Below are 22636 nucleotides of genomic sequence, written 5' to 3' on the forward strand. Positions count from 1 at the left end.
AACTCGTAGCGTGTTCAGGCATGGAGAACAGAACGCTGGGAGACAGCGAGATCGAGGTCAGTGCGCTGGGATTCGGGTGCTGGGCCATCGGCGGTAAGTGGCAGGACGCCGACGGGAACCCCCTCGGGTGGGGCACCGTCGACGACCAGGAATCCGTCGCGGCGATCCGTCGGGCGATGGAGCTCGGGGTCACCTTCTTCGACACCGCGGACGTGTACGGCACCGGCCGCAGCGAACGGGTACTGGGGCGGGCGCTCGCGGGTCGGCGGGACCAGGTGGTCATCGCCACCAAGTGGGGCAACGTCTTCAACGAGGAGACCCGCACGCTGACCGGTGAGGACACAACTGCCGCGTACGCGCGCCGCGCACTGACCGCGTCGCTGCGGCGGCTGGGCACCGATTGGATCGACGTCTACCAGCTGCATCTGGGCGACGTACCGCTGGACGAGGCAACCGAACTGCGCGAAACTTGCGAGGATTTCGTACGGGAAGGGCTCATCCGCGCTTACGCCTGGAGCACCGACGATCCCGGGCGAGCGGCGCTCTTCGCCCACGGGCAGCACTGCGTGGGCGTCCAGCACGCGTGCAATGTGCTGGTGGACGCGCCTGAAATGCTGGCGTTGTGTGAGCAGCACGGACTCGCGTCCATCGTACGCAGCCCGCTCGCTATGGGCCTGCTCACCGGCAAGCAGGGCCCCTCGGGGCGCGGTGCAGCGGGTGACATCCGTTCGGCGCCGCCGGCGTGGCTGCGCTGGTTCGACGAGGGTGGTGTACCCGCACCGCGATGGAGGGCGCGCATCAACGCCGTTCGGGACGTGCTCACCGCCGACGATCGCACGCTTGCACAGGGCGCCCTCGCGTGGCTGTGGGCGCGCAGCCCGCGGACGGTGCCGATCCCCGGCTTCCGCAGCGTCGCCCAGGCCGAGGAGAACGCCAGGGCCCTCCAGCGCGGCCCCCTGTCCAAGGCCCAGCTCTCCGAGGTCGCTGAGCTGCTGCAGTGAGAGGTCCGGCAAAGCGCCGTTCCGCGCGACGAAACCTCAACTGCTGTCCGAGGGGCCATGCGAAAGCGTAAGAGCGGGAAGTCAAGGGTTCGCTGCCGGCTGGCGAGGCTTCAGCAGAGACCACGGCTGTGATGGACACCTTCACCTTGGACTTGCTTCGGTGCCCACCTCCCGACGTCCCGTGTTGCCAGTGCCGACCTGGCTGGAGGGGTTGGGCGGCGAGGCACATGGCCACTGCGACCGGCAGATGATCGACACGGTCTGCTACGTCGTCGACCACGGCATCAAGTGGCGGTCCATTCCCGCAGACTTCCCGGTTTCCTGTGGGCGATGACTCTGCTCATGGGCCGCCGCCTCGCCTGCCGAACCAGCACCCGCGCCATCCCGGCTGTCCTCTGACATCGCATCTTGACCGATTGCCACTGATTCCTCATGCCGCCTGTCGCTCTCGCGGCTTGACAGACGGCATGAGGGATCAGAGACAGAGGACACAGCCAGCTGCGGCCCTGGGGGCCTGAGTCACGGCGCCAGGTTGCTGAACGCGCCCAGTAGCTGTTGAGCGGCCAACACGCTCCGCCAGGCGTTTCGTCCTGCACCCCCTCGATCTTCGCCGGCACCGACTTAAGACCCAGCGCCCCCGTCAGTTCCCTGGCCCGCGTCCCGCCCCGGCCCGTGCAGTGCGCTACCACCGCGCCCAGGTATGACCTGGCCGTGTCCTGCAACGGGAAGAGCGACGCCCTGCCCAGGTCGCCATCGGACGGAGGCACCTCACGGACACCGGCCCGGCACCGAGGGTCTCTCAGAGTTCAGGCCAGGCCGGTTCCTCATCGTCGATCAACTGGCTCAGCTCACACATGCCCGCATCGTCGCACCCGCACCTTGCGCCCCAACCGGCAGGGCGCTTCGACGAACCGAACGCCTGTCGGGATGACGTCTGAAGCCGTGGAACCGACCGCCCGGCCGCAGAGGGGTGAGCTCCTCGATGCGCGATTCGCTTGTAGGTAGTCGTCATGCGCGCAGGTCGAGCAGCATGACGTCATAGAGGTCCGGGCCCTCCCACGGGCGCGCCTCGCCGATCTTGCGGTAGCCCCACGCCCGGTAGGCGGCCGACGCTGCCTTGCTGTCCGGGTGGACGTTCAGCAGCACCCGCTCGGCCTTGATGCCGTCAAGCAAGGCCTCGTGCAGACGTCGCGCGACACCCTGCCCGCGCCACGGTCCGCGCACGGCAAGTTCCATGAGGCCGAAGGTGCGGTGCCCATCCTCGCGCCGCATGTCGGCGGGCACGGGAGCGGTCAGTTCGTCCCACCACCCTGTGTCAGGCTCGAGTGGATAGCCGTAGGCCATGCCGACTGGCTCGCCGTCCTCGGTATGGGCCAGGGCGGCGCGAAAAGTGCGCTTGCGGGTCTGGAAGCGAAAGTGCCGGAACGTGGCCGCGACATCGTCCGCGGCCTCGTTGTACGGCGGTTCCGCAAAGACGTCGGCATAGACCCGCCTGAACGAGACCTCAGCCTGTGCTGCGGCCGAGCTGTCTATCCGCTCTACCGTGATGGTTCCCTGTGGCGTCATGTGGTGCCCCCTCGGACGTTCTCGCGGATGCACTCACCACGCTCTCGGGCAGTGGCACCCGCACGCCAGTCTCAACCCTACTCAGTACCTCACGGAGCCATGGAACAGCTGTACGGCAGCCCGGTACCGCAACCGCAGCAGCCGGCCCGTCCGCCGCTACTGTGGTCGCCGGAGCTTCGTAGCGACCGGTATGGCCGTCACCAACCGTTCTGGCTGGAGCCTCGGAGTGCGCCGCCGATGGCGCCGGCGATCTGGGCGGGCAGGTAGGCGGCGACCTCGCGGGCAGTTGGCCCGTCGCACGTCAAGCGACCGGTCCGCCATGCGGCGAGCGTGACGACCGGGTTGAAGTGGACGCCGGAGACCGGACTGAGCGGCGCGATGAACACGGCAAGGCCGAACACGGCTGCCGGCGAGTCGGCGAACAGCTGCGCGCCCACGTCGCGGGACAGCTCGGTTGACTGAATGCCAGGGCCCACCACGACCGTCACCAGGACGGCCGCACCGATGAACTCGGCTGCGACACGGCGGCCGAGAGAGGCTATGGAAGTCGTCAGCAGGCCCCGACCTCGGTCGGCTCGGCGGAGGTCTGCAGGAGCGAGGACAGTCGGGCCAGCGCGGCGGGCAGCACCCAGTAGTAGACCCAGGTCCCTCGCCGCTCAGAGCCCACCAGGCCCGCTTCCCGCAGCACCTTCAGAGGATGCGAGATCGTTGGCTGTGACACGTCGAACGGCCCGGTCAGGTCACACACGCAGGCCTCGCCACCCTCGTGGGAGGCGATCAGCGACAGCAGCCTCAGCCGCACCGGGTCCGAGAGCGCCTTGAACATGCGCGCCAGGTCGCCGGCGTCCGCCTCGCCCAGCGGTTCGCGGACCATCGGCGAGCAGCACACCGCCTGTTCGTCCTGCCTGAGAACCCGATGTTGACGCTTATCGATTCTGGTGGCAACCTCGGACTTGTCGAGCTGCATCGATGAATGTCGATACAGAAGCAGATGAGGGAGACCGTCATGTCCCGTGTTCAGCTCGCCCTGCGCGTCGGTCACCCTGGCATCCACAACGGACATCAACGGCGGCCCACAACTGCAGTGTTGGGCGGGATTGAACGGGCTTGGCACCCCGGGTGGGAGCTGCCACAGCGGGTGCCACGCCGAACATCGCACCACGGAGCGCCCTCCCAGAGCCATCACGGACCCGCGGAAGGGCGCTCAACCATGGCCAACGCTGAAAACTGCCGACCAGCTCAGCAGCAGTTCACAGCGTTGATCGATTACGTGACCGCAGGTTGGGAATGCGGCCTGATCGCACCCAGAGGCGGTTGACGCGCCCAATGAGACTCCACCGATCGCGTGGCCATGCAAATACCCAGGGATCCTCAGGATCCCGCTTGGCCCGCCGGGCGGACCTCAGCGGGCGCCATCGCAGTCAGTGCGGCGCGCTCCAACCTGCGAATGAGCTGCAAGACGACGATGATCGATAGCGCAGCGGCACAAATGTCCAGACCATCGCTGAACATGATCTGACGCAGGGCCTGGCGAGCCTGGCTCGTGGTGGCCGCCTTCTTGAGATGCTCGGGGGCATCGCTGTATGCATTCGCGGCGACGAGGACGGACAGCCACCATGCCGTGAGCAGGGGATGTCCGCGACGACGCTGCGGTTCCGGCCGACTGGCAGCCCACAGGTCGTTGATGAACATCTTGGGTATGAAGAGCTGCCCCAGCGGTATCACCCAGCCGAAGACCAGCCACGCCCTGTGCCGACGCTGTCCCTGGCGCCAGATCACATCCGCGAGGTCGCGCATGTTGGCGAGCCAGATGCTGAACTGGAGCAGGGCCAGGAGTAGCAGCCCCGTGCGCCAGCCCATCAGGTTTCTGAAATACGTGTCGACCTCGACCAATGGGTTGTCGACGTACGGCCCTGGTGTCGGCGGTCCCGCCAGCAGTTCGTACTTGTGCCAGGCTGCCAGCCCAGCGGCGACAGTCACCAGCGCGAACGTGGCAAGCGCGCCGCAGGCAAACCGGGCCTGCCCGCGTGGCACCCTGACTGCACCAGCCACTTCACACCCCCTGGAAGCCGCCCGTTCGGACTTCCCGTAGGGCGGCAGCGGATCTTACCTCCCAGGGAAGCTGATGCCACAGCTCCCGCTCGTGAGCCCGGCGGCACTGGGATCCGTAGCACGTCAGGCGGCGGTGAGTGGCCTCCGAAGCCGGCGAGGCGCATCCGGCGCAGGGGAGGTCAGGTCACCCGGGTGAGGGCGGCCTGATCCGCCTCGGCTGCGTGGACGGCACCGAAGACGACTGTCGAACCCCCGGGACGGTTGCACTGCAGAGAGATCTTTTTTGACACCACTTGCTGTAGCAGCTGGGGTTGAGCGGGAAGCAAGCGCAGGAGGCCCGTCCTGTGGCAGGGGCGTCGCTGACCTGATCAGGACAGAGGTACCGATCAACGCGCGCACAGCGAGCTGAGTGCCCAACTGTGCTGCATCGGTCCCCGTATCACGGCGCGCAGCTACGCATGCTCGAGGGCACCGATAGCCTCGGCCGTGTGATCGATGAAGCAACCCAGTGGCGTCGGTTTGCTGCGCTGCTGCCACCCTCTGACGCTGCGAAATTTATGGACTGCTGGGACATCGGGGAGCAGGAAGTCGGACTCGACCAGCTCGTCGCCGGCCTTCTGAGGCATCAGGTGCCGATCAGCGAGACCGTGCGGGCCGAGATCGCCGTAGCGGCTGAGCTATGGGGCATGCGGACAGCACTCGCTCCCGGCCTCGGCCGATGCCTCGACGACCACCAGGAGGCCAGCAGGCTCAGGGTGATCGAGCATGCCGACACCGTCCCGTTGCCCGGATCCTCCGTAGCCACCGATACGGCACTGGCTGGTCTCCTGGTTGTCCCGTGGATTGCCTGTACGCGTTGTGGCCGAGTGCTTGCGCGTGCGCACAACCAGGAGCCGTGGGGTGACCTGTCCTACCTTGCAAGGCACTATGTGTTGTTCGTTCCTGGGCGGAGCACGTTGACGGCGCTGTTCGCTCCCGACTCAGCCTGGGGCGCCTTGAGGGAGTTGCGCATGTCCTGCGTCCGGGGCTAGACACCCGTTTCGGCAGCCATACGGCCATCAGAAACGTCGAGCCCCGCAGGATCATGGCGCGGGCGAGGTCGTTCTTGGTGGTGAAGTCATGCTCGTTGGGGATCCTGGCCGCTCGGCAGCGCTCCCGGTCTTCGGTCCAGGACTTGGGTAGATAGAGCTCGCGGTCGACCAGGGCGTGCCCGCGGGTGGTGGCGTAGGCGGCGAAGACACCGATCTGGCAGTTCTCGGTCCGGCCCGCGGTCCCGGAATATTGCCGTTGCACCCCGGCCGAGGTGGTGCCCTTCTTGACGAAGCCGGTGTCGTCGATGATCAACACACCCTCTGATGTGCTGAGTTGCTCTGCTGCATAGGACTGCAGGTCATCGCGGAGACGGTCGGTGTCCCAGCGGCTGTGGGACGGCAAGTGCTGGAGTCCGTCCGGGGTGGCATGGCCGGCGTACTCAGCAAGCTGCCAGCCGTTCTTGCGGCCTACCGGGCCCAGCAGCCCGCGCACGTAATCCCGCATCCGGCGTCGTGGTTCTATCCGGGCGAAGCAGGCTCCGGCCCGCAGGAATAGATTCTCGAGTTCATGGTCCCAGGCACTCGTGGGCACATCATTGATCACGCCTATGGACTGCTCGGACCGCTGTCACTACATGCGGCGCGGCCACCCGTTCGCGGGACGGTCTGCCAAGACCGCCCCGCAGCCAAACCCACCCCGCTACAATCTCCACACTCAAGCCGTTGACCAGCGGTAATGGAGAAGTTCGGCTGGAGTACTAGGCCGCGCCGGCTCAGGACCTCGACGCGGCCGAGGCGCTTCTAGCCGCGGGTGCGTGGGTCGACGGGGCTGATCGCCAGGGCAACAGCCCAGCTCAACGCCGGTGTCAGACCTTGGATCTGGGGCAGACCCACACCACCCACCAGAGGCAGGCGCCGCCGATACGTGTACCGTCCGTCGTCCCGCATGGGCCGATCGGCCCTTGGCCCGGGCTCCAGCCGTGGAAGACTGGGAGGTAGGCCAGCTCGGCGCGAGTGAGGAGCCCACCGTGACTGAACGCGAGAAGACCTCGGCAGGGGCCGAAGCTCGCCGCGCGGTGCCGGCGAAGGCATGGAGGCCCACCGACGAACCCCTACGGCAGGACATGTTGCTGCGCTACCTCGGCGCGGTGGCCACGGTGTCCGCCAAGCAGGCGGCGGCACGGCGCCCGACCGTTCCCGAGACGGCTCCGGCCGGTCGGGTGAAGAAGTCCACCGAGCCGTCCGGTGCCGAACCCGCGCCTCTGCTGGTGCGTGACGTCATGGACATACCGGCCGCATCGGTGCGCGGCGACATGCCGTTCCTGGACATCGCGCGGAGCTTGACGCGTGAACACCTCGGATCCCTGCCGGTGGTCGATGCCGACGACCGGGTGATGGGTGTGGTGTCGGAGTCCGACCTGCTGGCGAAGGCCGCGGTGGAGGCATCCGGATACGAACCCGGTCCGATCGGCCGGCTGAGGGAACGGCGGCTGCACGACAAGGCCCGTGCCGAGACCGCCGAGACGTTGATGACCACTCCGGCCGTCACTGTGTTCCCAGGTTCGACCGTCGCCGAAGCCACCTGGCTCGTGTCCCTGTCGCGTCTCAAGCGCCTGCCGGTGACGGACCATGAGGGCCGCCTGGTCGGTGTCGTGCACAGGAACGCACTGCTTAACGCGCTGATACGCGATGATGCCGGGATTCGCGAGGAGATCGAGTTGAGAATCCTCGCCGAACACTTTCCGGCTGCACGGAACACCGTCGAGGTCGACGTGCGCAATGGCGTGGTGGACGTCAGGGGCCAGATGGCGGAAGACGAGGTTCCGCGGCTCCTCGCCGAGATCAAGGACATCGACGACGTGACCGAAGTGATCGATCACCTGAAACTTGTCACAGGGTGACGCCGGAGTCCCGACTTGCATCAGCAGGCAATCGGTCCACGCTCTCGCTCGACCGGGTACCCGATCTGGCGCCCAGCGTGATGGTGATCCCGGGAGGGACTTCGATTGTGTTCTGGACGATGCAGTGTGAGATCACCGCCCGGAACGACCCGGCGCGGTACGGATCCATTCCGGGTCGTCCACGGAGATGCTCAGCGAACCGACCCGCGCGCGTCAAGGAGGCCCGGGCCTCGCTTCGGCCGTGGGGCTCGCACGTAGTGTCCAGCACCGCGCGGGCCATCTCGGCGGGCTGTCGGCCGCGGCTGGTTCCGCTCGACGAGAGCCCATAGATTCCGGGCACTGCCCCAAGCGCTGCCCGACTGTACGGCTGAGTCGGTTGGAGTCACCAGGTGCCGCGTGGCGGTCGGTCCTACCGTGGAGGTGTGACCCGCCCGGGATGTGAGGGTCACGATGGAGGCACTGTGGGCGATTACGGAACTGACCGCTGCGGCGAGGCGCGCCGTCGGCTGAGCACGTTGCCGGACGACCTCCACGGGCGTCTCGATGCCGTGACTCGTAGCCCTGCCGGGGCGGCCCTGCTCCTGGACGCCGTGATGTCGGTGGGAAGGGGACTTGATCTGCCCCAGGTGCTGCGCCGGATCGTCGAAGCCGCAGTCGTTGTGGTCGATGCCGAGTACGGAGCCCTGGGAGTGGTCGGCGAGGGAACCCGGCTCACGCAGTTCCTGCCGGTGGGCGTAACGGCGGAGCAGCGAGGAGCCATCGGCCCGCTGCCTGAGGGGCACGGCCTCTTGGGCGAGCTGATCCGTCATCCCGAGCCCCTGCGGCTCGGGGAGCTCGCCGAGCATCCGGCGTCGTACGGGTTCCCGCCGAATCACCCCCCGATGCATTCGTTTCTTGGGGTACCCATCCGGGTTCGCGACGAGGTGTTCGGCAATCTGTATCTCACTGAGAAACGGGGCGGCCGCGCATTCGACGCCGAGGACGAAACCGTGCTGTCGACGCTGGCCGTGGCGGCGGGAGTGGCGATCGAGAACGCTCGCCTGTACGCGGAGACGTGCGATCGCCAACGCTGGCAGGAGGCCAACAGCGAGATCGTCGCGGGTCTGCTGAGCGGGGCGAACGAGGCACACGTCCTGCAGATGATCATCGATCGTGCCTCGCGTATTCTCTCCGCGGATCTTGGCGTCCTGGCGCTCCCTGAAGAGGGCAGGACCCTCCGAGTGGCACTGGCTTCAGGTGTGGACGCCGAGATTCACCATGGTCTGGTCCTGCCACGTGAGGGATCGTTCGTCGGTGCGGCTCTCGACGCGGGCGAGCCGATCACCAGCCTCGATGTCGAACACGATCCGCGGATCACCGAGGGCCCTCCGAGGTGGGAGGGGCTCGGCCCGGCTGTCGCGGTCCCGATGGTGACGGGAGAGCGGACCCGTGGGGTGCTGTTGCTGGCCCGTGTACGGGAGGGTCCCGCCTTCACCACGTCGGAAACCTTGCCCCTGCTGACCTTCGCCGGTCAGGCCGCGCTGGCGATGGAACTCACCGAGCGGCGCAAAGCCGCCGAGCAGATCGCTCTGCTGGAGGACCGGGACCGCATCGCCCGGGACCTGCACGACCTGGCCATTCAGCGGCTGTTCGCCACCGGTATGACGCTGCAGAGCGTGGTCCGGTTCGTTGATCATCCACAGGCGAGCGAACGGTTGCTGCGAGCGGTGGACGATCTGGACGAGACCATCAAGATCATCCGGTCCACGATCTTTGGCCTACGTGCACGCGGACCGGGCCGTGCCGGCCAGGGGCTGCGGGCCCGGACGGCGACCGCGGTGGAAGAGGCCGCACGCACCCTGGGCTTCCAGCCGTCGCTGCGGATGGGAGGGCTCATTGATACAGATGTGCCAGCCGAGATCGCCGAGCAGGTGATCGCGGTCCTCGGCGAGGCGCTGAGCAATGTCGCTCGCCATGCACGGGCCACGTCGGTGGACATCTCGCTCGTCGTGGGTGAGGGGGCGCTGAACCTCATCGTGTCCGACAACGGCGTGGGCATGCCCGAGGATGGTGGTTCCCGAAGCGGGCTCGACAACCTTGCACGGCGCGCCGAGAAACTCGGTGGCGAGATGAGTGTGGGGGCGTCGGGAAAGGGTGGCACTCGGCTGAGCTGGCGGGTGCCACTGCGGCTGTCCTGATATTTCGGGGCCGCACGGTCACGTCTGATGCTGTCCGGCTCCGGGCGGCGGGGAGGGTTCCGTGGCGTGCGCAGCGATCACGGCCGCCTGGATGCGGCGCTCGACACCGAGCTTGGCCAGCAGACGGGAGATATGATTCTTGACGGTTTTCTCCGACAGGTAGAGGCGCTTGCCGATCTGGCTGTTCGTCAGCCCTTCACCGATCAGTACGAGCACGTCGCTCTCCCGCGGGGACAGCCCCGACAGCGCGTCGTCCTCCTCGGGTTCAGCGCAGGCTTCCTCCTCGCGCAGGCTGCTCATCAGCCGTGCCGTGGTCGCCGGGTCGAGGGTCGAACGCCCGGATGCCAGTGTGCGGACGGCGGCGACGAGGTCAGATCCCTTGATTTCCTTGAGTACGTAGCCTGCCGCGCCAGCCATGATCGCGTCGAGCAGCGCTTCGTCGTCGTCGAACGAGGTGAGCATCAGGCAGGCCAGTTCCGGCATCCGCGAGCGCAGTTCACGGCACACGGCGATCCCGTCGCCGTCCGGCAGCCGTACATCGAGAATCGCGACGTCAGGTCGGAGCGCCGGGCCGCGGGCCAGAGCCTGATCGGCTGTGCCGGCGTCGCCGACGACCTTGATGTCGAGTTCCGCGTCAAGCAGATCCTGTACCCCGCGCCTGACCACCTCATGGTCGTCGAGCAGGAACACGCGGATCGGTCTCTGGGCCGAGAACCCCGTCTCGTCGCTCATGGTGTCCTCCTGGCCGTCGAGGGGTTGCGCAGTCCCGCCCCTCCGCCATCGTGCGTCCGCACAGGAGCTACGCACCAGGGCCGAACGGACCACGCTCCGGACCGTTCAGATCTCAGGAACCTCGGTTACGGGACTACGGCTACAGCAGCCGGGTCCGTATTCCGTCCAGCGGCCGTTCGACGCCGTCGAGGACTATTTGCGCCACGTCGACGGCCGGTACCGGAGGGGCGGTACAGCGGCGTCGGATCCCGCCGGCGTTCTCACCCCATCGGCTCTTCACCCGGTCGCGTCACGCATGCGGTATTGCACCACGCGCACTGTCTGGTCCTCCTCATTCCCCACCCTTGATCAGAGGTGCCTTGAGTATCGACGTCATGCTCAGCGGGTGTGGGGCACGATGGCAACCGGGCAGGGGGAATAGTGCAGCACGGCGTGGTTCACCGGGCCGAGGTGGAGTCCGTGCCGTCCGCTGCCGTGCCGTGCGCCGACGACGAGGAGTTCCGCGCCCGTGGCTGCTTCGATCAGTGCCTGGTGAGCCGGTCCCTGGACCACCGATCGGTCGATGACGGCATCGGAATCGGTGCGGTCCAGCACCGCCAGGACGTTTTCGAGGTGTTCCTCAGCCTGTTGACGGTGTGCGGATGCCGGGGAACCCGAGAGGAGCGGATGGTCCATGGCCTCGTGGGCGGGGCAGCGCCAGGCCCGTACGGCGATCAGTTCACCGTGACGGGATGCCGCCTGTTCGAGTGCGAAGTGGGCGGCTGCTGACGGGCCTGCGGCGTCTCCGATCCCGACGACGATGCGGCCGGGCTTCGGCTGCGTGCCGGGTGGGGTCGCCGGGATCACGACGACTGGACAGTGGGACCGGCCGGCAAGGGCGAGGCTGACAGATCCGAGGAGCATCCCGGCGATTCGGCCCCGGCCGCGGGAGCCGAGGACGACAAGGGTTGCCTCGTGGCTCTCCTGGACGAGTGCGGTCACCGGGTCTTCGGGCTGCACGTCGGCGACCACGCTCACCTCCGAATGGAGGCGTTGTGCCCGCTCCTGCGCGGAGGCGACGAGATGCTCGGCGAGGATCTGCTCGGCGGGACGCTCGGTGTCGAATGTGGGGCGCAGCCCTTCGTAGTGTTCCCACAATGACGCGTGGATGACGCGGAGAGGGAGTCGCTGTCGGGCCGCTTCCGTCGCTGCCCAGTCCAGTGCGCGCAGACTGCCCTCTGATCCGTCCACTCCGACGACTACGGGAAGCTGCATCGCTCCCACCGCCTTCCCTGCTCGGATGGCCGCCTGCCTCGGTGGCATACGACCCGGGTTTCTACGGCTCGATGGTCAGTACTTGGTCTACAGGACGTCGCGGTGTGCGTGGCCCGCTCGGCCCGTATCCCAGGCGGATGATCATCTGTGCGTTTCCCGTGCCGAAGACCGGGTCGCGCAGGAGCCATCGCAGGTCCGGCCATTCGAGGGGTTGCGTCGCGAATGAGCTGGACACGTGGTGAAGTGTGGCGGTGAGCAGTACGCGTTCCAGGGCCTGGCCGGCGCGCAGCCAGTCCTCGGGACGGTCGCCCGTGGTGCTCAGAAGGGCCAGCTGCGGCCGGTTCTCGAACAGGACGCGCACTCGGCCTGCGAGGACGGCGGTGCCCGCGAAATCGCGGACGGTCGCCCTTTCGGACGCGTCACGGGGCCCGAACGCGTAATCCGGAATTCCGTCGACTGGGACCTCTGTCTTTGTGTCCCGGGTCCAGCTGCGCTGTTCCGCCTCTCGCGCAACATCCCTGCGATCGTATCCCTCGGCATCCCGGATCAGTTCGAGCACGGTCTCCAGATGCGTCGGAGTCAGGAAGGCGAAGTCCGCGCCCTCGATACGGGCCGCGTCGGCGAAGCGCGTACGAACGTCCTCGGGGATCGCCTGCTCGTCGAACGGATAGCGGCTGGTATGCCGGTCCCGAATCGCGGGGTGGAGAGACGCGAGTGCTTTGTCCGCCGGCTTCCGGGGGGAGTCGGGGTGGATACCCAGGCGTACGACGGCCAGGAGGGGCGGGTCCGACGGTTCGGGCAGCAGCGTGGTGACCGAGTCCAGACCGAGGTGGGCGGCGGATACCCGCAGGTTGAACAGGGCCGCGCCGCAGCCGACATGGAGTCCGCGGGTGGAGGGGTCGGCCTCCGGCATCGCACGGTCGAGGTCCGCCCGGAGCGTGAGAGTGCGGTTGGAGCGTTCGTAGCGGAACTGCCAGGGCTGAGCGTTGTGCATGGAAGGTGCTGTGGTGGCATCGGCGACGAGGTCGGTCAACGTGGTGTCGTCGAGCGTTTTGGTGAGCATCGCGGGTCTCCCGGATAGTCGGGAACGGTCGATGGCCCCTCCAGCATGGAGCGGCCCGCTGTCCCGTACAAATGGGCCGTTCGTCCCTCGACAGGGCCGGATGGACTCCCCGCCGGGGTCAGTCAGTGCTGGATTCACGGGAGGACGTATGAGGATGCGTTGCCGGGCACAAGGCGGAACAGCGACCGTCCAGCCCCTTGTTCGTGCTTGTCGCGGGACGCTGCCTTGCCGGGTCGACGGGAAGGCACCGGGGTCCCTTTGGCCCGGTACCTGCGGGTGCGAGCTGATACCTGGCTCAGGCGGATCCCAGGCCTTCGAGCCGGCAGTCCACGCTGACCACGCCTTCCACGGACTGAGCGAGGCGGGCGGCGGCGGGAATCAGGGTGGTGTCGCGGACGCGACCGTTGAGTGTGGCCACACCCCAGGTGACACTGACCTTCACGTCTTGGTGCGCGACGGGGAACAGCTGGTTGACGACCTCACGACGAATCTCGGCGGCGAGCTCGTCGTCGGAGCGCAGGAAAACCTTCAGGAGATCGGCGCGGCTGACGATGCCCTTGAGGCTGCCACCGGCGTCAACGACCGGTAGGCGCTTGACATGCCGGTCGGCCATGAGCCGGGCGGCCTGCGGGAGGGGCGCGTCGGGCTTGACCGTGACGGCGGGGCTTGTCATCAGATCCTTGGCCCGGACCGAGCCGGCCTTGGCGATGTCGCCCAGGCGGCGCATGTGCTCGATCATGCCGGGCGAGTGGTCGTGGAACTCCTCCTTCGTGAGCAGGTCGGCCTCGGAGACGACGCCGACGACTCGGCCCTCGCCTTCGACGACGGGTAGGGCGGTGACTTTCCACTGCTCCATGGCGGCGGCGATCTCTTTGAATTCCGCGTCGGGGGTGATGGTGACGACGGTCTTCGTCATGACGTCGTTGACGGTGTACCGGCCAGAGGTCATGGCAAATTCCTCGGTGAGTGTGGGCGAGAGGCCGACTGCTGCCGGGGGGCGGGCAGGTGCGAAACTGCGCGGGTGCCGGCCGAGGAGACAGGCGGCCCGCTGGGCTGTGACCGCGGTGATCGGCGACTCGGGAGAATTCCCCGCAGAGGCCCGCTACGGCCGTGGCGTCGAGTCACATCGGATGACATGTCGACGAGCGAACACTCCATAGCCTCCATAGTTCGCCTCCAACCCCTCACTCACAGCCTCGCACTGGGAGCAGCGGAGTGCGGGAGGGTCTCGCGGCGTCAGACTGCGCAAGCCGTTCGGTGCCGGTCAGCGGACCAGGACAGCCTCCCCGGGCTTGGGTACGACCGCTGTCCAGCCCAGCTCATGGTCGATCCGGTCCCGCAGGGCATCGGACGACGACTCCTCGCCGTGGACCAGATAGGTCGTGCGTGGTGCAGGGGAGCCGCGGAGCCAGTCCATGATCTGGTCGGCATCGGCGTGTGCCGAAAAGTGCGGTAGATCGGCCACCTCCGCGCGTACGGGGACGTAATCGCCGAACATCTTGAGTGTGTGGGCACCGTCGACCAGGTCGCGGGCCCTGGTGCCGACGGCTGCGAAACCGACGATGACGACCGCGTTGCGTGGATTGGGCAGGAGCCGGTGGAGGTGGTGCAGGACCCGGCCGCCGGTGGCCATGCCGGCTGAGGAGACAATGACGGCGGGACCGGGCGTGCTGTTGATGTCGATGGACTCCTGGACGGTTCGCGCGGGCAGAAACGGGTCAGGGCTGATCGCTGTCTCGCCGTGGTCGAGGATCTCGAGCCTGATCTCGGCGGAGCGGGCACGCAGTGCTTCGCGGTAGACGTCGAGCGCGGCCAGAGCCATGGGGCTGTCCACATAGACGGGAACGGACCGGGCCAGGATCCCCTCCTGGCGCAGGGCGGCGAGCTCGTGGAGGACAACCTCGGTGCGGTCGATCGCGAAGGCGGGGATGACGACGGTACCGCCGCGCGCAAGGGTACGCGTGAGTACGGCTGCGAATGCGGCGTGGGCTTTTTCGGGTTCGTGGTGACGATCGCCGTACGTCGACTCCATCAGTAGTACGTCGGCGCCGCTGAACGGCTCCGGCGGCAGCAGCAGCGGGTGGCCGGGGCGCCCGAGATCTCCGCTGGTGGCCAGAGTGTGGCCGTCCTCGAGGGTCACGTGGGCCCAGGCCGAGCCGAGGATGTGTCCACCGTGGTGCAGTGTGAGCCGGGTGCCTTCCATGATCTCGATTTCGCTGCCGACCGGGACGGGGTCGAAGAACTTCACGGTGGTGTCGACGTCGGTCTCGTCATAGAGCGGTTTGGCGGGCCGGTGCTTGGACCAGCCGTGTGCGTTGGCGTGCTGGGCCGCCTCCATCTGGAGGTGCGCGCTGTCACGGAGCACGATCTCGGCGAGCCGGGCGGTGTGGGCGGTGGTCAGGATCGGTCCCCGGAATCCGTGCCGGACCAGTCGGGGGAGATAGCCGCAGTGGTCCAGGTGGGCGTGGGTGATCACTACGGCGTGGATGTCGGAGGCGTCGCATGGCAGCTTCGCCCAGTTGCGGCGGCGCAGGTCCGCGAAGCCCTGGAAGAGACCGCATTCGAGGAGGACCCGGGCATGGTCGCTTTCGATGAGGAATTTGCTGCCGGTGACGGTTCGGGCGCCGCCGAGGAAGCGCAGCAGCGCGGGTCTCGACGAGGGTCTGGCCGGGCCCGAGTCTGTGTCGAACATGACCAGCCCCTCCTTCGGTGGGTCGTAGCCGTCTTTACCATCACACTCCCGGCGCCAGGGCGGGATGGGCCCGACAGGTCCGAGGGGGGACCGACCGGCCCATGCGCGACAGGCCTGCGCCGGGTCAACCTGGGGGCGAAGCTCACCGGAGAATGCGCAGGAAGAGGGGCGGCGTCGTGGAGTCACTCGTTCTTCAAGGCCCGGGGCAGACTGCATGGACGCGGCCTATGACGTGTTCGCCGTCGAAGCCGCTGGCGCCGGGGCGGAAGCAGGACATCGCCGACCTGTGGGCCCGCTCGTCGCCCTCGGCCGGGTCCCGGCTTCAAACGCTGAACCGCACTGGTGTGCCCAAGACCTGGCTGCCGGGTCGTGCATTTGTGACCGGAGAATGGTCATGAGTACGACATGGACCTGGGACTTCCACGGCTACGACCCCAAGGAGGAGCGGACAATCGAAGCCCTGTGCACACTCGGTAACGGCAGGTTCGCCACCCGGGGGTCCGTGCCCGAGTCGCCCGCCGGTGCGGTTCACTATCCCGGGACCTACGCAGCCGGGTGCTGCAACTGGCTTTTCTCGAAGGTCGCAGGCCAGCAGGTCGGCAACGAGGACATGGTCAACCTGCCCGACTGGTCACGCCTGCGCTACCGCTGCCTGCCGGACGACGGACCGGTAGGGGAGTGGCTCACACCCGATGACCCGAGCCTGCGGCACTACAAAGTCTCACTCGACCTGCGAGGCGGCGTTCTCACCCGCCGCTTGCTTTTCCACGACGGCCATGGCCGGCGACTCGGCGTCACCCACACCAGATTCGTCCACATGGGCGACCCATACCTCGCCGCCCAGAGAACCACCTTCCGTGGGTACGGCTGGAGCGGTGCGATCGAGGTGGAGTCCGTCATCGACGGAGACGTCACCAATACCGGTGTCGAGCGCTACCGCGGCCTGAGTGGGCGCCATCTCACAGGCCACCGTGCCGGAGTGGAAGCGGACGGCGTCGCCTGGCTGTCCTGCCGGACCAGCTCGTCCCGGATCCGGATCGGAATCGCCGTCAGAACGTCGTCAGGGCCCCTCGTCGCAGTGGGGGCGAGCTGTACGGAGACCAAAACGGTCCAGAGAATGAGGCTGCCGGTCTCCCGCGGATGTTCCGCGGCCGTCGTCAAGTCCGCTGCGTTGTACACATCCCTGGACCGCCCTCTGGGCGACCCCCTCTCACTTGCCGTTGAGCGTGCATCACACGCGGCGGCGTTCGCGGCACTGCTCGCCTCTCATCGTGCTGCCTGGGAACGTCTGTGGAGCCAGGGGGAACTGCAGGTGCCGGGCGAATCGGGCCGCGTCCTTCGGCTCCATCTCTTCCACGTCCTTCAGACGCTTTCCCCGCACACGGCAGAGTTGGACGTCGGAGTGCCCGCCAGGGGCCTGCATGGCGAGGCGTATCGAGGGCATGTGTTCTGGGACGAGTTGTTCGTGCTGCCGTACCTCACTCTGCACTTCCCTGAGGTGGCGCGCGGTCTTCTCATGTACCGGCACCGACGCCTTCCCGCGGCCCGTGCAGCGGCCCAGCGGGCGGGCTACAGCGGGGCGATGTTCCCCTGGCAGAGCGGTAGTTCAGGTGCTGAGGAGACGCAGACACTGCACCTGAATCCCCGATCGGGCCGCTGGCTGTCCGACCACTCGCACTTGCAGCACCACGTCGGATCGGCTATCGCCTGGAACGTCTGGCGGTACGGGCAAAGCACCGGCGACACCGGCTTCATCCAAGGCCCAGGGGCAGAGCTGTTGCTCGGGATCGCCCGCTACTGGGGCTCCGTCGCCACGTACGACGCCGATCGCGACCGCTACCGCATCCGCGGTGTGCTGGGCCCGGACGAGTACCACGACGCCTACCCCGAGGCCGCTGCTCCCGGGATCGATGACAACGCGTACACCAACGTGACCGCCGCCTGGGTGCTCGCACGCGCACTCGAGGTGTTCGATGACCTGCCTGCCGCCCGTCGAAGAGAGCTCGCCGAGCAACTCGGCCTCGACGACGAGACGCTGAATCGCTGGGACGACATCTCCCGCCGGGTGTACGTACCGTTCCATGGCGATGTCATCAGCCAGTTCGAAGGCTATGGCGAGCTGGCCGAGCTGGACTGGGATGCCTACCGCTCCCGCTACTCCGACATCCGCCGCCTCGACCGGATCCTGGAGTCCGAGGGGGATACGGTCAACTGTTACCAAGCGTCCAAGCAGGCCGACACACTTATGCTCGGCTATCTCTTCCGCCCCGCCGAGCTGCAGGAACTTTTCGACCGCCTCGGGTACCGGTTCGACGACGAGGTGTGGCGCACGACCGTCAATTACTATCTGACTCGTACCAGTCACGGATCGACCCTCAGCAGCCTGGTGCATGGCTGGGTCCTCGCCCGCCGGAAAGGTCCGGACGCCTGGCGGTACTGGGAGGAAGCCCTGCTCAGCGACGTGGCAGATATTCAGGGCGGCACCACCGGCGAAGGCATCCACCTGGGTGCCATGGCCGGCACCCTCGATCTCGTCGAACGGGTCGTCGCAGGACTGGAGGCAGGCCCGGACGGACTGCGCATCGCCCCCGTCCCGCTCCGGGAGGTGCCGCGCTGCTCGTTCACGTTCTGTTACCGCGGGCACCGGGATATCCGCGTCCAGTTTCTGCCTGGCCGGTTGGGGATTCGCGTGCCCCACTCGCGACTCAATCCCCCTCTGCGCGTGCGTCTGCCCGGCGAGCGGCTGGTGACCGTGGCTGCGGGGGAACAACGTTGGTTCCGTCTGCCCGCGCGTTCGGTCCGTCGTGACGACGATGGTCGGTACAGCGCGCGCTCGACGGCCGCGAGCCCGAGAATGGAGTAGCTCTCAGCTGGTTCCGGAGGTGCATGGTGTGAATGCCGTACACGGACAGCAGCAGACCTCGATCGTGGACCCTGAACGCTCAGCCAGGCCCGATCGCCTCTTCGACAAGGAAGACGAATGGGCAGCCTTGATGGCCTTCTCGAGCGATCCGCATCCGGGAACGGGCCTCGGCGTCGTCATGGGCCGGCCCCGCCAGGGCAAGACTCTCCTGCTGGAATCGGTGGCACGCGCCACGGGCGGGTTCTATTTCTGTGGACAGGAAGCCACCCAAGCCGAGTCCTTGCGCAGGTTGGGCGAGGAGTACGCGCGATACCGGCAGGTCTCACAGCCCAGCCACTGGCGTGATTGGAAGGAAGGCATCGATGCCTTGCTGGCGCTGGGTGACACCCGGCCGCTGCCCGTCATCATCGACTCGTTCCCCGACCTTGTCGCGGCGAGCCCGGCTTTGCCCTCTGTCATCCACGGAGCCCTCCGGCACCTCGACAGACCGCCACTGGAGAGCCGTGCGCGATTGCTGCTTGGTGGTGAGACCGCACCGGTCATGATCCGGCTGTTCGCGCACTCCTCGCCGCTGCACGCACTCGCCGCTCTGAAGCTCGACATCCAGCCCCTGGACTTCCGCAAGACGGCGCAATTGTGGGGCATCGACGACCCGAGGCTCGCCTTTCTCGTCTACACGGTCGTCGGCGGGACGCCCGCCTATCGGCACGACTACGTCGACGACGATGTTCCTGTCGATCGTAACGACTTCGATGCCTGGGTCTGCCGCACCGTCCTGAATCCGCGCACGCCGCTGTTCCACGAGGCTCGCCATCTCCTCGACGAGGAGACCGGGCCTTGGAGCCACGGGGTTTGTCACTCCGTACTCGCCGCCCTGGCCAGAGGCTGCACGACCCACGGGGAAATCGCCACCTTCCTGGGACAGCAGCTCACAGATGCCTCCCGGACTCTCGCCCTCCTCCGCGACCACGGTCTGCTTCAATCGCAGACGGACGGGCTGCAGCCGGGGGTCAAGCGTCATCGCATCGCGGACCCGCTCCTCGCGTTCGAGCACGCCTTGGCGCGCCCACGCAGGGCCGCTCTTGAGCAAAGCGACGCCGAGACGGTGTGGGCAGGCGCGCGAGCTGATTTCAACTCTCTTGTCGCCGGACCGCAGTTTGCTCAAGTCTGCCGGGAGTGGGCGGTCCGCTTCGCCAACTCGGCTGTCTTCGGTGCCGACCATGTCACGGCGTCGTACGGCTCCCTCAGCGACCCGTCGGCGACGGCCGGGCTGGATGCCGAGGTCGTGGTCCGCCGGCAGGACGGGCCAATGACCGGTTCCCTTCTGTCGGTCGGGCTCGCACGATGGCATACCGGCATGGACATCCACCATCTGCAACGTCTGCGGTGCATCTTGGATGGACTCAATTCCCTTGAGGATGTAAGTCGCGTCCGACTGGCCCTCTACGGTGCTTCGGGGTTCAGCCCCGAGCTCCATGCGGCGCATGCTCGGGGCGAGGTCATGCTCGTCGACCTTGACCGTCTGTACCGGGAGGCGTAGCAGACGCCGTTGTGAGATGTGTGCGCCCTTCGGTGGTCACCGGCTCCGGGCCGCTCTTTCCGATGGGCCGTTCGGTCCCCTCCGTACGGTCCACTCGGCCCCGTGCTTCTGGTCCCCTCGGCACTGCGGCGATGGCGCCTCCGGAGCGATCGTGGAAGTCGAACGCCGTCTCGGGCTCCGCCTCCCGGAGAGGTGACAACGATGCAGCGCACTCGGATGCAGATGCGGCCGAGGCAGCCGCGCAAGCGCCCGCAGCTGGATCTGCGTACCCCCTCCGGTCGGTCGATGCCCTACTGAACCCGCGGCCACCGCACATACGGCGGAGGACATCATGGCAACCGCTCGACGGGTCGTACCGTTCGCAGAGCTCGGTCGGCAGGATGTCGGCTGTGTCGGTGGCAAGAATGCCTCCCTGGGAGAGATGACCGCACATCTGGCATCTGCAGGCGTGCGGGTGCCTCCTGGTTTCGCGACGACGGCGGACGCGTACAGAGATTTGCTCGATGGCCACGGACTGCGTGCGCGGATGGCAGCGCAGATCGGACGTCTGCACGAAGGGGCCGTGCTGGATGAGGTGGGGGTGGCGATCCGGTCGATGATCATGGCTGAGGAGCTACCGACCGGACTGGGGAGCGAGATCGTCACCGCGTACGAGAGGCTCGCGCGCGACCAGGGCCGCGACGATCCCGAGGTCGCCGTGCGCAGTAGTGCTACCGCCGAGGACCTGCCTGAGGCGAGTTTCGCCGGCCAGCAGGAGACTTACCTGAACGTCCGCGGGCCTGCCCAGCTGTTGCAGTCCTGCCACCGCTGCTATGCCTCTCTGTTCACCGACCGCGCGATCGACTACCGGGAGCGGATGGGCTTCGACCACCTTTCGGTCGCTCTCTCCGTCGGCGTTCAGATCATGGTCCGCTCGGACCTCGCGGGCGCCGGAGTGATCTTTACCCTCGACCCCGAAAGCGGCTTCCCCGAGGTCATCGTGGTCAGCGCGGCATGGGGCCTGGGCGAGACCGTCGTCAGTGGCCAGGTCGACCCCGACGAGCACACGGTCTTCAAGCCGAGCCTGAAGGACCCGGCACTGGATGCCGTGATCGACGTACGGGTCGGAGCGAAGCGGAAGAAGGCGGTCTATGGCGAGCACGGCCTGACCCGGACCGTCGACACGACCGGCGAGGAGCGCTCGCGACCTGTCCTGACAGCTGCGGAAGTCCGGCAACTGGCCGAATGGGCGATGACCGTCGAGGAGCACTACGGATGCCCCATGGACCTGGAATGGGCCAAGGACGGCCTGACCGGCGAGCTGGCGATCGTCCAGGCCCGCCCCGAAACCGTACAGTCCCGGCGCCGTACGACGACGCTGCGTCGCTGTCGCCTGACCGTCAGTCCAGGGGAGAGCCTCATCGAGGGCATAGCGGTCGGCGAAGCCATCGGGTCCGGCCCTGTCGTCGTCCTCGACTCGCCTGTGGATCTCGACCGCTTCCCGACCGGCGGGGTGCTCGTCACCGGCATCACCGACCCGGATTGGGAACCGGTCATGAAGCGTGCCTCCGCGATCGTCACCGACCATGGCGGCCGGACCTCGCATGCCGCCATCGTCAGCCGCGAACTCGGTGTCCCAGCCGTCGTCGGCACCGGCCGGGCCACCGAGTTGCTGTGCACAGGCCATGAGGCGACCGTCTCCTGTGCCGAGGGTGCTCGCGGTCAGGTCTACGCGGGGCTATTGGCCTACGAGGAGCGCGAAACCGATCTCGCGGAGCTCCCTGCCACCCGGACCCGCGTGATGCTCAATCTCGCTGATCCGTCCGCCGCCTTCCGCTGGTGGCGCCTGCCCGCCGACGGAGTCGGGCTCGCGCGCCTGGAGTTCATCGTCGCCCACCAGGTCAAGGCCCACCCCATGGCTCTGCTGCACCCCGACCGAGTGGACCAGCATGACCGCTGCGCCATCGAACAGCTCACCGAGGGTTGCCTTGACCGCGGCCAGTACTTCGTCGACCGACTGGCGTACGGTGTGGCCCGCATCGCCGCATCTCGATGGCCCGACCCGGTCGTCGTACGGACCAGCGACTTCAAGACCAACGAGTATGCGCGGCTGCTCGGCGGCCGGGCCTTCGAACCGGTCGAAGCGAATCCGATGATCGGCTGGCGCGGCGCGAGCCGCTACTACAGTGACGGTTATCGCGAAGGATTCGCCCTGGAATGCCGGGCACTGCGACGGGTTCGCGACGACTTCGGCCTGACGAACGTCATCATCATGATTCCCTTCTGCCGCACCCTCGAAGAGGCCGACCGGGTTCTGGCCGTCATGGCGGAGCAGGGGCTGCGCAGGGGCGAGAACAGCCTCAAGGTGTACGTCATGGCGGAGATCCCGTCCAACATCATCCTGGCCGAGGACTTCGCCGAGCGCTTTGACGGCTTCTCCATCGGGAGCAACGACCTGACCCAGCTCACCCTGGGCGTCGACCGCGACTCCGAAGCCCTCGCCCATGTCTTCGACGAGACCAACCCCGCGGTCACGCGCAGCATCCAAACGCTGGTTCCGTGCGCCCAGTCCGTCGGATGCACGGTCGGCCTCTGCGGCCAACGCCCCAGTGACGACCCCGCCTTCACGGAGTTCCTGGTGAAGACCGGCATCGACTCGATCTCAGTGGCACCGGACAGCTTCGCCGCGGTGAAGCAGCACGTGGCTGCTGCCGAACTGAGCTTGCACGGGGAGGACCGAACGGCCCATTCGGGACCCGACCGCCCCAAGCGGGCCTGACGTCTG

General features: G+C 67.4%; 15 protein-coding genes and 2 pseudogenes. 7 read left to right on the forward strand and 10 right to left on the reverse strand.

The window, feature by feature from the left end:
- Window positions 1-20 precede the first annotated feature (20 nt).
- Window positions 21-1001, forward strand: a complete 981-nt coding sequence (locus tag OHA03_RS43870; protein ID WP_267009482.1) for an aldo/keto reductase — start codon at window positions 21-23, stop codon at window positions 999-1001.
- A gap of 1008 nt (window positions 1002-2009) precedes the next feature.
- Here the strand turns inward: OHA03_RS43870 and OHA03_RS43875 are convergent.
- The 4 genes and pseudogenes from OHA03_RS43875 to OHA03_RS43890 all read right to left on the reverse strand — a co-directional run bounded on the left by OHA03_RS43875 (window position 2010) and on the right by OHA03_RS43890 (window position 4619).
- Window positions 2010-2567, reverse strand: a complete 558-nt coding sequence (locus OHA03_RS43875; RefSeq protein WP_267009483.1) for an N-acetyltransferase — start codon at window positions 2565-2567, stop codon at window positions 2010-2012.
- Window positions 2568-2791: 224 nt separating this feature from the next.
- A pseudogene (locus OHA03_RS43880) lies at window positions 2792-3124 on the reverse strand (aquaporin); the annotation flags it as partial.
- The gene (locus OHA03_RS43885; RefSeq protein WP_267009684.1) at window positions 3118-3441 is read right to left on the reverse strand and encodes a helix-turn-helix transcriptional regulator; all 324 of its coding nucleotides are present in this window, start codon (window positions 3439-3441) and stop codon (window positions 3118-3120) included. The gene OHA03_RS43885 and the pseudogene OHA03_RS43880, both read right to left, overlap by 7 nt.
- A 497-nt stretch (window positions 3442-3938) precedes the next feature.
- Window positions 3939-4619: a DUF4328 domain-containing protein gene (locus tag OHA03_RS43890; protein WP_267009484.1), complete on the reverse strand. Its 681-nt coding sequence runs from the start codon at window positions 4617-4619 to the stop codon at window positions 3939-3941.
- A 488-nt stretch (window positions 4620-5107) separates the two neighbouring features.
- Here OHA03_RS43890 and OHA03_RS43895 point away from each other — a divergent pair, with 488 nt between their 5' ends.
- Complete coding sequence (locus tag OHA03_RS43895; protein ID WP_267009703.1) at window positions 5108-5650, forward strand: hypothetical protein; 543 nt, start codon at window positions 5108-5110, stop codon at window positions 5648-5650.
- Between the two features lie 43 nt (window positions 5651-5693).
- Here the strand turns inward: OHA03_RS43895 and OHA03_RS43900 are convergent.
- Window positions 5694-6242: pseudogene (locus OHA03_RS43900) on the reverse strand (IS701 family transposase); the annotation flags it as partial.
- A gap of 436 nt (window positions 6243-6678) precedes the next feature.
- On the opposite strand from OHA03_RS43900, the gene OHA03_RS43905 reads away from it, so the two are divergent.
- Together OHA03_RS43905 and OHA03_RS43910 are read left to right on the forward strand one after the other, a co-directional pair.
- Window positions 6679-7551, forward strand: a complete 873-nt coding sequence (locus tag OHA03_RS43905; protein ID WP_267009485.1) for a CBS domain-containing protein — start codon at window positions 6679-6681, stop codon at window positions 7549-7551.
- Window positions 7552-8012: 461 nt separating this feature from the next.
- Window positions 8013-9728: a GAF domain-containing protein gene (locus OHA03_RS43910; protein ID WP_267009486.1), complete on the forward strand. Its 1716-nt coding sequence runs from the start codon at window positions 8013-8015 to the stop codon at window positions 9726-9728.
- Between the two features lie 18 nt (window positions 9729-9746).
- Here OHA03_RS43910 and OHA03_RS43915 read toward each other — a convergent pair whose 3' ends face one another.
- From OHA03_RS43915 to OHA03_RS43935, 5 genes are all read right to left on the reverse strand, one after another.
- The gene (locus tag OHA03_RS43915; RefSeq protein WP_267009487.1) at window positions 9747-10460 is read right to left on the reverse strand and encodes a response regulator transcription factor; all 714 of its coding nucleotides are present in this window, start codon (window positions 10458-10460) and stop codon (window positions 9747-9749) included.
- A gap of 378 nt (window positions 10461-10838) precedes the next feature.
- Window positions 10839-11714, reverse strand: a complete 876-nt coding sequence (locus OHA03_RS43920) for a universal stress protein (RefSeq protein WP_267009488.1) — start codon at window positions 11712-11714, stop codon at window positions 10839-10841.
- 61 nt (window positions 11715-11775) lie between these two features.
- Complete coding sequence (locus OHA03_RS43925) at window positions 11776-12777, reverse strand: nitroreductase (RefSeq protein ID WP_267009489.1); 1002 nt, start codon at window positions 12775-12777, stop codon at window positions 11776-11778.
- A 295-nt stretch (window positions 12778-13072) separates the two neighbouring features.
- Complete coding sequence (locus tag OHA03_RS43930; protein WP_267009490.1) at window positions 13073-13726, reverse strand: CBS domain-containing protein; 654 nt, start codon at window positions 13724-13726, stop codon at window positions 13073-13075.
- A 315-nt stretch (window positions 13727-14041) separates the two neighbouring features.
- The gene (locus OHA03_RS43935; RefSeq protein WP_267009491.1) at window positions 14042-15469 is read right to left on the reverse strand and encodes an MBL fold metallo-hydrolase RNA specificity domain-containing protein; all 1428 of its coding nucleotides are present in this window, start codon (window positions 15467-15469) and stop codon (window positions 14042-14044) included.
- Window positions 15470-15863: 394 nt separating this feature from the next.
- On the opposite strand from OHA03_RS43935, the gene OHA03_RS43940 reads away from it, so the two are divergent.
- The 3 genes from OHA03_RS43940 (at window position 15864) to ppsA (ending at window position 22630) form a co-directional block, all read left to right on the forward strand.
- Entirely contained in the window at window positions 15864-18332 is a 2469-nt protein-coding gene (locus OHA03_RS43940; RefSeq protein ID WP_267009492.1) for a glycoside hydrolase family 65 protein, read from the forward strand.
- Window positions 18333-18360: 28 nt separating this feature from the next.
- Entirely contained in the window at window positions 18361-19872 is a 1512-nt protein-coding gene (locus tag OHA03_RS43945) for an ATP-binding protein (protein ID WP_267009493.1), read from the forward strand.
- 331 nt (window positions 19873-20203) lie between these two features.
- Entirely contained in the window at window positions 20204-22630 is a 2427-nt protein-coding gene (ppsA, locus tag OHA03_RS43950; protein WP_267009494.1) for a phosphoenolpyruvate synthase, read from the forward strand.
- Window positions 22631-22636: the final 6 nt, after the last annotated feature.

Origin of the sequence: Streptomyces sp. NBC_00154, from assembly GCF_026342835.1 — a bacterium.
In the GTDB taxonomy this organism is placed as follows: Bacteria; Actinomycetota; Actinomycetes; order Streptomycetales; family Streptomycetaceae; genus Streptomyces.

Bases quoted from the DNA above. Each gene is read 5' to 3' on its own strand.
- OHA03_RS43930 (WP_267009490.1), bottom strand. From the start codon at position 13,726: ATGACCTCTGGCCGGTACACCGTCAACGACGTCATGACGAAGACCGTC.
- OHA03_RS43935 (WP_267009491.1), bottom strand. From the start codon at position 15,469: ATGTTCGACACAGACTCGGGCCCGGCCAGACCCTCGTCGAGACCCGCG.
- OHA03_RS43915 (WP_267009487.1), bottom strand. From the start codon at position 10,460: ATGAGCGACGAGACGGGGTTCTCGGCCCAGAGACCGATCCGCGTGTTC.
- OHA03_RS43925 (WP_267009489.1), bottom strand. From the start codon at position 12,777: ATGCTCACCAAAACGCTCGACGACACCACGTTGACCGACCTCGTCGCC.
- OHA03_RS43940 (WP_267009492.1), top strand. From the start codon at position 15,864: ATGAGTACGACATGGACCTGGGACTTCCACGGCTACGACCCCAAGGAG.
- OHA03_RS43920 (WP_267009488.1), bottom strand. From the start codon at position 11,714: ATGCAGCTTCCCGTAGTCGTCGGAGTGGACGGATCAGAGGGCAGTCTG.
- ppsA (WP_267009494.1), top strand. From the start codon at position 20,204: ATGGCAACCGCTCGACGGGTCGTACCGTTCGCAGAGCTCGGTCGGCAG.
- OHA03_RS43875 (WP_267009483.1), bottom strand. From the start codon at position 2,567: ATGACGCCACAGGGAACCATCACGGTAGAGCGGATAGACAGCTCGGCC.
- OHA03_RS43870 (WP_267009482.1), top strand. From the start codon at position 21: ATGGAGAACAGAACGCTGGGAGACAGCGAGATCGAGGTCAGTGCGCTG.
- OHA03_RS43885 (WP_267009684.1), bottom strand. From the start codon at position 3,441: ATGGTCCGCGAACCGCTGGGCGAGGCGGACGCCGGCGACCTGGCGCGC.